This is a genomic window from Aliiroseovarius sp. PTFE2010 (assembly GCF_049943335.1).
Taxonomy (GTDB): Bacteria; Pseudomonadota; Alphaproteobacteria; order Rhodobacterales; family Rhodobacteraceae; genus JBNFVY01.
Genome location: NZ_JBNFVY010000004.1, coordinates 80,734 through 93,366, shown reverse-complemented (window position 1 = coordinate 93,366; position 12,633 = coordinate 80,734). Strand labels below are relative to the sequence as shown.

The 12,633-nt window shown below is 61.2% G+C and carries 8 protein-coding genes and 1 other RNA gene; 4 read left to right on the top strand and 5 right to left on the bottom strand.

Annotated features, from left to right (window positions below; genetic code table 11):
* Nucleotides 1-595: 595 nt before the first annotated feature.
* The gene (locus ACP2AV_RS08485; RefSeq protein ID WP_426372251.1) at nucleotides 596-1,018 is read right to left on the bottom strand and encodes an ester cyclase; all 423 of its coding nucleotides are present in this window, start codon (nucleotides 1,016-1,018) and stop codon (nucleotides 596-598) included.
* A 98-nt stretch (nucleotides 1,019-1,116) separates the two neighbouring features.
* Nucleotides 1,117-1,470, bottom strand: a transfer-messenger RNA (tmRNA) gene (gene ssrA / locus ACP2AV_RS08480).
* Between the two features lie 269 nt (nucleotides 1,471-1,739).
* On the opposite strand from ssrA, the gene ACP2AV_RS08475 reads away from it, so the two are divergent.
* The gene (locus ACP2AV_RS08475) at nucleotides 1,740-2,873 is read left to right on the top strand and encodes a GGDEF domain-containing protein (RefSeq protein WP_426372250.1); all 1,134 of its coding nucleotides are present in this window, start codon (nucleotides 1,740-1,742) and stop codon (nucleotides 2,871-2,873) included.
* A gap of 53 nt (nucleotides 2,874-2,926) precedes the next feature.
* On the opposite strand, the gene ACP2AV_RS08470 is transcribed toward ACP2AV_RS08475, so the two are convergent.
* Nucleotides 2,927-3,967, bottom strand: a complete 1,041-nt coding sequence (locus ACP2AV_RS08470; RefSeq protein ID WP_426372249.1) for an ABC transporter substrate-binding protein — start codon at nucleotides 3,965-3,967, stop codon at nucleotides 2,927-2,929.
* A gap of 170 nt (nucleotides 3,968-4,137) precedes the next feature.
* On the opposite strand from ACP2AV_RS08470, the gene ACP2AV_RS08465 reads away from it, so the two are divergent.
* A complete protein-coding gene (locus ACP2AV_RS08465) occupies nucleotides 4,138-5,124 on the top strand; it encodes an MDR family oxidoreductase (protein ID WP_426372248.1) in 987 nt (328 codons plus the stop codon).
* A gap of 238 nt (nucleotides 5,125-5,362) precedes the next feature.
* Here ACP2AV_RS08465 and ACP2AV_RS08460 read toward each other — a convergent pair whose 3' ends face one another.
* Both ACP2AV_RS08460 and ACP2AV_RS08455 read right to left on the bottom strand, forming a co-directional pair.
* Nucleotides 5,363-9,013, bottom strand: a complete 3,651-nt coding sequence (locus ACP2AV_RS08460) for an efflux RND transporter permease subunit (RefSeq protein WP_426372247.1) — start codon at nucleotides 9,011-9,013, stop codon at nucleotides 5,363-5,365.
* A complete protein-coding gene (locus ACP2AV_RS08455; protein ID WP_426372246.1) occupies nucleotides 9,010-10,206 on the bottom strand; it encodes an efflux RND transporter periplasmic adaptor subunit in 1,197 nt (398 codons plus the stop codon). Before ACP2AV_RS08455 ends, ACP2AV_RS08460 begins: the two co-directional genes overlap by 4 nt.
* 305 nt (nucleotides 10,207-10,511) lie before the next feature.
* Here ACP2AV_RS08455 and ACP2AV_RS08450 point away from each other — a divergent pair, with 305 nt between their 5' ends.
* Together ACP2AV_RS08450 and ACP2AV_RS08445 are read left to right on the top strand one after the other, a co-directional pair.
* Nucleotides 10,512-11,165, top strand: a complete 654-nt coding sequence (locus ACP2AV_RS08450; protein ID WP_426372245.1) for a hypothetical protein — start codon at nucleotides 10,512-10,514, stop codon at nucleotides 11,163-11,165.
* Between the two features lie 37 nt (nucleotides 11,166-11,202).
* Entirely contained in the window at nucleotides 11,203-12,540 is a 1,338-nt protein-coding gene (locus ACP2AV_RS08445) for a PQQ-binding-like beta-propeller repeat protein (protein WP_426372244.1), read from the top strand.
* Nucleotides 12,541-12,633: the final 93 nt, after the last annotated feature.

The following is a 12,633-nucleotide window of genomic DNA, read 5'->3' as shown; positions in this document are numbered from 1 at the left end:
CTTCCATCGAGCAATCGAGGCGTTCGAATTGCCTGTCGCGTGCCCAGCGATAGCGCGTCACAAGGTATCATACCCATACCCGCGACGAACTGGGCCTGATGGTCGCGGTGCGTGCGGAATATGACGCCCGATATGGCCCACAGCCAATCAGTCAAGCGCCAGTGCGCAGGTGTGTCTAGGGGATGTCTGCTGGAAAGGCGTGGGATTTGCCCGGTCGCCGCGTCGCCGCACTGGGTGACGTGCTCAGCGCACGCATCAACCGGGTCGGCAGCGCACGGTGCGGTGACGCCCGTTGAAACATGCAAGCCGGCGCAAGGCCTTGGCCTGTGCGTTAACAATGCGGTGGACAAGCAAAGAGCAGGCGGTCCGGTCGATCGTTGATCGGTCGCAATCAACTGGCCTGTTTTCGCCGGCGCGACTTTATTGCAAAGAGGCGGAAAACCCCCGCATTGAACCCCGCAATGAACAAAACCAAGAAAGGCAATCGGTTCTCAGGGGCTTCACGGGGCGCAATGGGGCCGTCGCCAGCCCCTTGAACCAAATGGTATGTTCTTGCGCGCGCAGGGTTAACTGCGCGCGTTTGTCAGGCCATGTGTCAGCTCAGACGTTCGCCCGCAAGGCACAGTGCCATGGTGTCCTGTGGCAATGCGCCGATCTGTTCAAAGAAGCCGATGAAATCGAAGTGATTGAAGGCTTCAACGATTTTTCCGTCCGGTCCTACGCGCGCCATGACCTGACCGCCGATGGACACCGGTTCCAGCGTCTCTGCGGATTTCGCGTCCAGCTTGACCAGGGCCCAGAACCATTCACCCGACGAGATTGACCGCTCAAGCGAAATGGTCACATCACGTAAATGGGCGCGCACGGCCGGAACCAGTTCTTTGAAATCGTCCGGTCCCACTTCCAGCCCGGTCAGCATGCCTTCCGCATGTCCATCCGGCGAAAAATATTCATCTACGGCATCAACTTCGCCTTTTACCCATACTTTTTCGAACCAAGCTTTCAGTGCCGTGTCCATAGCCGTTTCCAATCGTCAGAATCGCATTTTGCAAATCTCTTTTAACAGCCCATTAGTGAAGGTTTCCTGAACGCCGGGAAAAAATGATGATATGGGAAAATGCAGGCTTCTGTTGCCAGGTGCCTGCGAACCCCGCCTTACGCTGCTAGGCGCAAGGGCTTAGATTTCGATGTTTCGGACTGCTTACGCAGCCAGAGCCATCGGAGCTTTGTTGTCGTTTGCAACTAGCTTTGATGAACCGATAACGGTGGTATCTCACCGGGACAAAGCAACATCTTTACACGTCCGTCGATCCTATTTCGGCCCCGAATGCCCGCAAACGACGGGGATTTGGTGGAGCCGCCGGGTACCGCCCCCGGGTCCGAACCGCTTATTACATGCGCGTTTATGCCCATAGCCGGGTTGCCCCGCCACTGCGCAATATAGGTGCCGCACGGTCGCACATCAAGGGGCAGCTGCGCCTGTCGCCAGAGGCTTTGTGCCAACCGTGCCAAACGGTTGCGCGTATCATTTCCCTCAATTCCTATCGCGCAAGAGCCTTTGGAAAGGTTTTGTTAACCAGTTTAGGTGATCTTAACTTCCGGTTTTCTCACATAGGCGTGGGATCCATTGATTTGCTGTCCAACCGCAGGTGCGGTGCGCGTGTTCGGCGTACGATCGATCCGTGCCCGACAACGGACGTCTGCAGTTGGGCAATGCAGCAATAGATTTGAGGTGCATTTTGACAAAGAACGATCCGAACAAGACGCTTGCTGACCTTCTTGGCATCACCGAGGGCGAGATCTGCGAACGCAAGCAATTGCTTGAATTCACGCGGGAACACGAAGAGGCGCTCGCGGCGCTGTATCCTGCGGTTGAACTGGTGGTCGACGGTGTCATCGAGGATTTTTATGCATACCAATTGAACATTCCCGCGATCAGAGCCTTGATCGGCGATCGTGACACGCTGAACCACCTGAAAGGGGCGATGCACGGCTATGTGCTTGGGCTGTTCGGGGGCGATTACGGGTTGGAATATGCGGCGCAACGGTTGCGGGTTGGCCGGGTGCACGGCCGGATCGGAATTCCTTCGAAATACTACGTTTCGGCGCTGCACAAATTGATATCGATCCTGGGCGAACGGCTGGAACCCTATACAAAATCCCATCGGCCGCCGGTCGCGCTGCGCCGTTTGCTGATGTTCGATCTGCAACTGACGTTTGACACCTATGTGCATGGGTTGATGGCGCAGGTCGAGGCAAAGAATGATGAGTTGGTGATTCACTCACAGAACCTGGAACGTATCGTCGAAGAACGGACGCAGAGAATACTGCGACTGTCGCGCGTGGATGGATTGACCGGGTTGGAAAATCGGGCCGTTCTGGATGAAACGCTGGATCATGAATGCGCGCGCGCGCTGCAGGGCGATGCCTCTGTTGGGCTGGTCTTTATGGATATCGACGGGTTCAAACAGACGAATGATGAATACGGACATGCCGCCGGCGACCAGGTTCTGCGTAAAGTGGCATGGGCGATCAAGAAATGCAGCGTCGAAGTCGGGCAGGGATTTCGCTTTGGCGGGGATGAATTCTGCGTGCTCATGCCGGGCGCCGGCGTGGACCAGATCGAAAAATTCGTGCCCCGTGTGACTGCGAATATCGAGCAGGAACTGGGTGACACCTGTTCGGTCAGTATTGGCTGGGCGATATCGACACCGACCCATTACTTGAATGCGCGAGAGCTGATCCGGAAGGCGGACAGCGCGATGTACGACGTCAAGCGCAGGCGCAAAGTCACTCTGTTTGAATCGTCCGACACGAACGGGCAAGCCGCGCTGCTTGATGTTCCGGCCAACACGCAGGCCACAAGCGCGTAGCACAGGGGCAATTCAGGCAAGGCCCGGGTGATCCCGCGCCCTGCCCGGGGCCGTCAGAAACCGGCTTTGATCTTTTCGAATTCTTCGGCCTGCTTTTCCCGCAATTCTAGCGGCATGGGCAGTTGCGCCAAAACCGGCGCGTCGATACTGCCCAGCCCCGACGCGACGAGAGCTTCTTCCCCGAAATCCGCCATGGCCACGGCATTCGAATGGCCGTATCCCGCATCAAGCAACGGGCCGGACGCGCCCGCATCAAGCAGCGAATTGATGAAGTCGTAGGCCTTGTCTTCGGACCCTTCGCCATCCTTCAGTTTGACGTAGCCGCACAGCCACAAAGACGACCCTTCGGCCGCCTCGCGCTGGAAGCCGATGGGGAACTCTTCTTCGACCATCGTGGGCAGGGTTTCATTCCAGGCCCAGCTGATCAGCACTTCGCCCGATGCCAACAGCTGCGACAGCTCGGCCGGGTCGGTCCAATAGGTGCGCAGGTTCGGGTGCACCTTGCGCAGCCAGTCCGACGCTTCCTTGAACTGGGCGTCGCTGGCGTTGGACCAATTGGTCACGCCGGTGGCCAGATAGGCCAGGGCATAGGCATCGTCCACGTTGTCCGGGATCGTCACCCGCCCGGCATATTCGGGGTTGGTAAAGACCTGCAAACTGTCGACATCGGTGGCCGGGACCTGGTCGGTATTATAGGCGATCGCGGTCGATCCATAATCGGTCGGGATGAAATAGACGGTGTCCGTGCTGGCGATGTCCTGACCGGTCAGGTCCTTGTTCAGGTTGGCATATTCGGTGATGCGGCTGATGTCCCAGGGTTCAAGAATCCCGGCCGCTTCCCATTTTGGCACCGACCCGGCGCAGATATGGCTGACGTCGGCCTTGAAGCCGGACACCAGCTTTTGCAGGGCTTCGTCCTCTTCACCGAAAAAGGTAAAGGCAGGCGGCGCGCCGTGCATTTCGATGTATTTGCCGTGAAAGGCGGGGTCTTCGAAACCCGCGTAGTCGAACACAGTCAATTCGTCGTCGGCGGCGAAAGCGGGGGCCGCAATCACAAGGGCTGCGGTCGCCGTGGTAAGAAACAAGCGCGTCATCTGGATCTCCGTGAGCGTTGGGTGGTCTGACGCTGGACGCTAGTGCGGTGCAGCAGGGCGGGCAAGGGCAGTTCGCATGCGCAAAAGGCCATGGGCACGGTTTTTCCCCGACCAATCGTTTGACAGCGGTGAGCGGTGGTGAAACCCTGCCATAAAAACAGGAGGATCTCATGCGCGCCATCGTTCTGCGGCAAGACGGCGACACCGCCAAACCTGCCATCGAAGACATCAGCGAAAGTGACCTGCCCGAGGCCGAGGTGACGGTCGCGGTCGAATATACGACTGTGAACTACAAGGACGGTCTGTGCATGTCGCCCAAGGGTGGCGGGTTGGTTCGCAAATACCCGCATATTCCTGGCATTGATTTCGCCGGCACGGTCGAAGCGTCCGGCGACGTGCGCTACAAGCCGGGCGACAAGGTGGTTCTGACCGGCTGGCGCGTGGGCGAGGCACACTGGGGCGGCTACGCGGAAAAGGCGCGCGTCAAGGCCGACTGGCTGGTACCGCTGCCCGATGGGCTGACCACGCGGCAGGCGATGGCGGTGGGCACGGCCGGATTCACCGCGATGCTGGCAGTCATGGCGCTGGAGGATCATGGCCTGAAAGACATGCACGGCGAAGTTCTGGTGACAGGGGCAGCGGGCGGCGTCGGATCGGTCGCAACGGCGATCCTGGCGAACCTTGGCTATGATGTGGCCGGCGTGACCGGGCGGCCCGAATTGGAGGGCTACCTTAAATCACTTGGCGCCAAACGGATCGTTGCGCGCGATCAGCTGAATGAAACCGTCAAGCGCCCGCTGGAAAGCGAAACCTGGGCAGGCTGCATTGATGCGGTGGGGGGCGCCATGCTGGCCCGCGTGCTGGGACAAATGAAATACGGCGGCTCGGTTGCGGCGGTGGGTCTTGCAGGGGGCTCGGCCCTGCCTGCCACGGTGATCCCGTTCCTCTTGCGCGGGGTCAACCTGCTGGGGATCGACAGCGTGTTGCGACCGTTCGAATCGCGCCAACGTGCCTGGAAACGCATCGCGCGTGATTTGCCCATGGACAAGCTAGAGGACATGGTTGTCGAGGCAACGCTTGGCGACCTGCCCGCGCTCTGCGCCGATATCATCAAAGGCAAGGTCCGGGGCCGGGTCGTGGCGGATGTGCGCGCCTGAGTCTTGGGGCCGAATTTGCGGCGTATTCTGAGTGATGCTGCGTTTTTTCGCAAAGCGACCGGAAGGTGCACCGGGGCTTTGCAAAGCGAGCATCAACGACATGACCCCGCCTTTTGCGGTGCCAGCAACTGTCTATTTGGCGCCCGTAGCGCCCTGGCCGGGTGTGGGGGCTGTCTCGCGGGGATGTCCGGCGCAAGTGCGGGGCGCCCTTGCGCCGGCGGTCAGAGCGGTGGGCGCGCTACTCGGCGGCGCGCAGTGGTGTGCCGGGCGCGTCGTCGGGCACTTTATCGTCGGGGTCTGTGCTCACCATGTCGTCCCAAATGATCTCGCGCCCCTCGGTCTGACGCAGCTCGCGGGTCAGGCGATAGTCGCGCCGGATCGCCGAGTTGCGCCCTTCGGCCAGCCCCTGGATGCGATGACCCAACCCATAGGACCCCTTGGCGACCCAAACGCGCAAGGCCAGCATCGCCGGGGTAAAGACCAGCGTCAGCACGGTCGCGATCCCAAGGCCGAACACCACCGCGGTGGCCAGCTGTTTCCAAAAGCTGGCGGTGGGTGAATTGATCGAATAGCCACCGTTGATGAAATCCAGCGACAGCCCGTACATCATCGGGGCGAGCCCTGACATCGTGGTCAGGGTTGTCAGGCACACCGGGCGCAGGCGGGTCTCGGCGGTGCGCACGACCGCCTCAAGCCTCGGCATGAAAGCAGAATATTCCTTGTACGTATCGATCAGAACAATGTTGTTGTTCACCACGATCCCCGCCAAGGCGACGATCCCGGTGCCCGTCATGATGACCGAAAACGTCTGGTCCATGACCAGCATCCCGACCAGAACGCCCGCGACGGACATGACCACCGCCATAAGAACCAGGGCCGCGTTGTAAAAGCTGTTGAACTGGGCCAGCAGGATGATGAACATCAGCCCGAGCGCCCCGGCGAAGGCCTGGACAAGGAAGGCCAGACTTTCTGCCTGTTCTTCGAAATCGCCGGTCCATTCCCATGTGATCGACGGGGGCAGGTCTGCGTCGTTCTCCAGCCAGGTGGTCAGGGTCTGGATCCGTTCGTTCGCAGTGACCGCCACCTTGCTCAGACGCTCGTCGCTGTCGGCGATGATCCGGTCTGCCTCAGCCTCGGGAAAAAGGCCGACGCTCTGATCGTCCGCGTCCACCAGTTTGACCAGACCGGGGGTGACCCCGGCTTTGACATCGAAATACCGCGACTGATCCACACGGTTGATCTGGCCCAATTGCGGCACCGGTTTGCGGGTGATGAAATTGGACAGCGGCACTTGCCCACCCGCGGTGCGGACCTTGAGGTTGTCGAGGGTCGAAAGCACCCGGTCTTCTTCGGGCAGGCGCACGCGGATTTCAATTTCGTCATCCGAGCTGTCGACGCGCATTGTGTCCAGCAAGATCCCACGCGTCACCAACTGGACCATGCCACCGACCGTGGCCACGTCGGCGCCATAGCGACCTGCCGCTTCGATATCCACCGAGATCTCCCAGTCGATGCCCGGCAAGGGCAGGGTATCTTCGCTCTGGGTGAGGGCCGGCGTGGCGCGGAATTTGTCATGGACCATGTCGGTCGCCGCCAGCAGTTCGGGCCAGTTGTCGGATTTGAGACGCAGGTGCACCGGCTTGGCACTGCCTGGCCCCATCGACAGGTTCAGGATTTCGGTCTGGATACCGGGCATACCAGCCAACGCCTGTTCGATCCGGTCGATCACAGCGTTGCCGTTCAGGTCTGCATCGTCCTTGCGGTCTTCCCAGGGGATCAATTCCAGCTGCACCTGGCCGATGGAATCGCGCGGGGCCCGGCTGCCGCCGGTGATCTGGTTTAACCCGCCGTCCCCCGCGAAGGCGAACGCGCTGTCCACGCCCGGAACGTCCATGACCACGGCTTCAACCTGGGCCAGCAGCGCGTCTTTTTCAGGTAGCGACAGGTTGCCTCTGGCCTTGACGTAGACGATGGCTTGCTCGGGTTCGGACGCATCGACGAAATTGGTGCCGTTGTTGTTCGCGCCGTAATAGGCAAAGACGCTGACGACGGCGAACACAACTGATCCGACGACCACCAGCGGCATCACCGGATTGGATACGATGGCCTTGGTAAACACGCCAAAGGGGGTGTGGGAATTCCCGACCTGAACCTTGCGCGGTTTACGGTCGATGGCCGCAGCTTGCAGAGTGATCGATGCGAGCGCCGCCGCAACCAGGAACAAAACGGCGCCGGGCAAAATCGCCAGCGCGCCATCAAAGGGCGCGTCTCCGCCAAACAGATAACCGGGGTTCACCAGTTGCAGCGCCGCGACGAACATCAGCACCATCGCGGGGATCACCAGAATCGCGCGCACAACCCACGGCAGTCGCGCTTTCAGGAACGCGGCCTGATGTTCGAACAGGCGGCTGACGCGGCCCGCCACGCCGCCCAACACGGGCAGGTAGATCAGCGCCACCACCAGCGAGGCGGAAAGTACAACGATGATCGTGACCGGCAGCATGCCCATGAATTCGCCCGCAACACCGGGCCAGAACAACATCGGCAAAAAGGCACAGAGCGTCGTCGCGGTCGAAGACACGATGGGCCAGAACATCCGCTTGGCCGCATCGGTAAACGCGTGCATCGGCCCCACGCCTTGTTCGATCCGCCGGTCGGCATATTCGACGACCACGATCGCCCCGTCGACCAACATGCCGACGGCCAGGATCAACGCGAACATGACGATGTTGGAAATCGTAATCCCCATCAGCCCCAACAGGATGAAGCACAAAAGAAACGACGTGGGGATGGCAAACCCGACCAACAGTGCCGAACGGGTGCCGAGCGCTGCCAAAACCATCACCATGACCAGCGCGATGGCGGTCATCACGGCGCCTTCCAGCTGCCGTACCATGCTTTCCACCTGAACCGACCGGTCGTTCGAGACGCCCGCTGTAACCGCCGCCTGCAACTCTGGCGGCCAGGTGGCGCGCTCTTGCGCGACGGCTTCCTTGACCAGCGTGGCCGTGTCGATGACGTTGAAACCCTTGCGTTTGACAACCTGCAGGGCGATGGCCGGCTTGCCATTGTAGCGCGCGGTGCCGGTTCGATCTTCGAACGTCAATCGGATTTCGGCCAGCTCGCCCAGGGTCACAACACGGTCGCCGTTCACCTTGATTGGCAGGTTGTAAATGTCCCTCTGGTCGTCGAAGCTGGACGGGATCTTGACCGCAAAGGCGCCCTGATCGGTTTCGATTTCGCCCGCTGCAATCAGCTGGTTATTGTTCACAACCACGCCGATCAATTCGCCCGCGGTCACGTTGTAGGATTCCAGCCTCAGCGGATCGATGATCACTTCGAGCATTTCATCGCGACTGCCGGCAATCGTGGCTTCCAGGACCGGCTCAAGCGCTTCGATCCGGTCCTGCATCGATTTGGCCAGACGTACCAGCGTGCGTTCAGGTACATCGCCGGTGATGTTCACGATGATGATGGGAAACTGGCTGAAGTTCACCTCGTTGATGGTGTATTGCTGAACACCCGATGGGAATTCAGCTTCGACCTTGTTCATCCGGTCGCGCACATCGGCCAGAACAGCCGCCTTGTCCCATCCGAATTCGAATTCCATCCAGACGGCAGCATAGTTTTCCGCCGCCGTACCGTTGAGCGATTGCAGTCCGTCAATGTCGCCCAGTTCGGCTTCCATCGGCTTGACCAGCAGCTTTTCGCTGTCTTCAGCGGAAATACCGGGGAAGGGGACCGAAACGAAAAGGCCCGGGATTTCGATATCCGGCTCGCCTTCTTTGGGCAGCCCGGTATATGCCAGAATCCCCGCCACGATGGTGAGCGCGATGAACGCGACCACCATGCGGGCATGTTTGCCTGCCCAGTCGATCATGCCGGTCATTGGGTCGTCTCGCGATAGGTGGGAAGGGTTTGGACACCATCAATCACGTATTCCTGCCCGACAGTGATAATCGACACCTCGTCCGGCAGGCCTGCCACCCAGATGCCCTCGCGGGTGTCGCGCAAGACGGACACGGGCACGAATTTTGCCGTGTCATCGGCATTCAGCGTGCGCACGCCCAAGGTGCCGTCATCGTCCAATGTCAGGGCCGACTGCGGCAACAGATGCGCTGTGCGCCCCGCCGCGCGCACAGCGATATCGGCGGTTTGCCCGTCGCGGATGACCATGTCAGGGTTGGGCACTTCGATTTCGACGCGAAAGGTGCGCGTGGCCGGATCGGCGCTGCGCGACAGAAATGTCACCCGCCCCGACACCTGATCGCCGTTGATCAGCTCAGCGCCCGCCAGCGCCCCCACTTCGATGCGGTCCACGTCCGCTTCGGCAACAAAGCCCACAATCTTGATCGGATCCAATTGGATCACTGTGGCGCAAAGTGCGCCCGCCGCCAGAAAACTGCCGATTTCAGCCGTGTCGGTTTCCAATAGGCCGGGAAAGGGCGCGGTCAGCGTCAGGTTGTCGATTTCATTTTCGGCCGCGCGCAAGCTGGCTTGGGCCTGTTCCAATCCCGCCCGCGCATTGATCAGCCGGGTTTGCGAGGCATACCCGTCCTTGGCCAGTTTTTCCGCCTGTTCCAGTTCGGTCTGCGCCGAGGTCAGCGCCGCCTGCGCCTGTGCGCGCGAGGCCTCGCGTGTGCCGGGGTCCAGCTTGCACAGGACTTGTCCCGCTTCGACATAGGCGCCTTTGCGCAGCGGCTCTGACACCACGGACGACGTGGTCTGGGCCCGCACTTCGACTTGCCGCGCCGCTTCCGTGCGCCCACGCAGCACGACGCCGCTGTCAATCGTCCGCGCCTTGGACATCATCGCGACCACGGGCACGACACGCGCGGGTTCGGCTTTGCCCGTTTCGGTAGCATCAGTTTCGGTGGCATCGGTTTCGGGCGCATCGGCGTTTGCTGCGCCATTTGCGCCATCGTCTGCAACCGGGCCGGCCTGTTGTGCATCGCTATCCGTCAATCCGGCCAGACCCGCCGACGGGTTCTGGGCGAATTTCAGCAGGGCATCGCGCTGAAAAATCCCGACGTAGAGGATGAACACCACCAGAACGGCCGTGAAAATTGGAAAAATGCGCATCAGTCCCTCGTGCGTTTTTCGTGGGCCGTTCAATGTCTAAAGCATTGTCCGGAAATAGGGTCCGAAAGATGTGCCGACAAGCAGCGTGCGGTTATTTCTCTGAACGGTTTGGTTCACTTTGGTGTCTTGTGCAATTTCACACAGGCGCGCAATCGTTGCAATCACGTTGAATTGCCGCGTTTTTCTTTGGCCTTGCGCGCGAATGCCCGACAAGAGCGCATCAGGCTCTCTTGTTCCTTGGAAGCAGTTCGCGCTAAGACAGCGCGACGATTGTAAAGAAACCAGATCCAATCCGGGGGCCGGGCGTGAGCGATACCGACAGTTTCATCGATGAGGTGACCGAAGAGGTCCAGCGCGACAAGCTCTATCGCGTGATGCGCAAATACGGCTGGATCGCCATTCTGGCCGTCATTGTGCTGGTCGGCGGGGCCGCGTGGAATGAATGGACCAAGGCGCGCAAGACTGCCGACGCGCAGGCCCTTGGCGACGCGATCCTGACGGCGATCGAAAGCGATGGACCGGTCGAGGCGCGCATCGCAGCGCTGAGCGATCTGCAACCGGATACGGACGCGGCGGCGATTGTTGCTCTGATCACATCGGCGCAGATGGCCGAAGGTGACGCGCGCGCCGACGCCATCGCCAAGCTGAAAGCCATTGGCGCGCGGTCGGATTTGCCGACACGCTATACCCATTTGGCGCAGCTCAAGGCGGTGATGCTGGACCGTGACAGCGCCCCGGCTGACAAGATGGACGCGCTCAGCGCCCTGACGCAGGCTGGCGCACCTTATCGTGTGCTCGCGCATGAACAAATGGCCGTGGCGCAGATCGAAATGGGTGACACGCAGGGGGCGATCGAAACGCTGCAATCCCTGATGCAGGACGCCGAGGCCAGCCAGGGCTTGCAACAGCGCGCGTCCCAGTTGATCGTGGCGCTTGGCGGTGACCCGGTCGCACAATAGAGTATCTACGGGGCCGGTAGCGAGGGAGGCTGAGACCATGGGTCATGCTGCAAAATTCAACGGCTTGCGCGTTGGCGTTGCGACGTTTGGCGCGATGCTGCTGCTGGTGGCTTGTGGCCAGCGCGAAGAAATCCTGGAAGGCGAGCGGTTCGACCTGCGGGACGGGTTCCTGAGCCAGGTAGAACGTAGCGCAGATGATCTGCCGGTTGCGATCCGTCTGCCCGGCCAGGTCGCCAATGCCAGTTGGACACACCGCGCCGGCGACGCCGATCACCACATCACGCACCCCGCGTTGGGGGCTGGAACCACGGTGGTCTGGTCGGCCGAGATCGGGCAGGGCAATGACCGGCGTCATCGGATCACCGCCGATCCGGTGGTCGCGGGGGGGCTTGTCTTTACGCTGGATAGTCGGGCTGCGGTACAGGCCACGGACGCGGCCACGGGCGCGGTGCGTTGGCGCGCCGATCTGACCCCGCCGGGCGAGCGGGCCGACGACGCTTCGGGCGGTGGGTTGGCCGTTGGCGGCGGCGTGCTTTACGTGACCACGGGCTTTGGTGAACTTGTGGCGTTGGATGCGGCCACGGGCAGCGAACGATGGCGCCAGGATTTTGGCGCGGCGGCCACCGGTGCGCCAACTGTTTTCGACGGCAAGATCTATGTGTCCACCAAGGACAATCGCGGTTGGGCCGTGCGCGCAGAAGACGGGCGTATCGACTGGCAATTCGCAGCCACCCCATCACCCAGTTCGCTGGTCGGCGGCGCAGGGCCGGCGGTGGCCGACGGCATGGCGGTCTTTCCGTTTTCCAGCGGCGAACTGGTGTCGGTCTTTGCCAAGGGCGGCACCGAACGCTGGCGCACGCCGGTTGCGGGGCGCCGTCCGGGATTTGCCTACACCCGGGTCAGCGATATCACCGCCGATCCCGTCCTGCTGGGGGACACGGTCTATTCCGGCAACCAGTCGGGCCGGGTCGTGGCGATGTCCGCCGGATCCGGAGAATTGGTCTGGAGCGCCAACGAAGGCGCCTATTCGCCGCTGTGGGTGACGACCGGCGCGATCTTTTTGATCTCGGATCAGGGCGCTCTGGTGCGTCTGGACCGCGCGAGCGGCCAAACGGTCTGGTCCGTCGCTTTCCCCGGTTACGAAAATGACAACCCGCGCCGGATCAAGGATGTCTACGCCTACTACGGCCCGGTTCTGGCCGGGGGCAAGCTGTGGGTCGGTTTTGACAGTGGCAGCCTGCGTGCGTTTTCGCCGGAAACGGGCGCCGAACTGGTCGTGGTCGAAGTGCCTTCGGGCGCGGCGCGCAATCCTGTGGTTGCGGGTGGCACGCTGTATCTGGTCACGCAAAACGGACAGCTTCTGGCGCTGCGCTGAGCTGCGCCAACCGCGATGCGTAAGACTGCCCCTTGCCGGGGGCGGCGCCTTTGGTATATCGCGGGCAACTTAGCGCCCTGACGGCGCACGAGG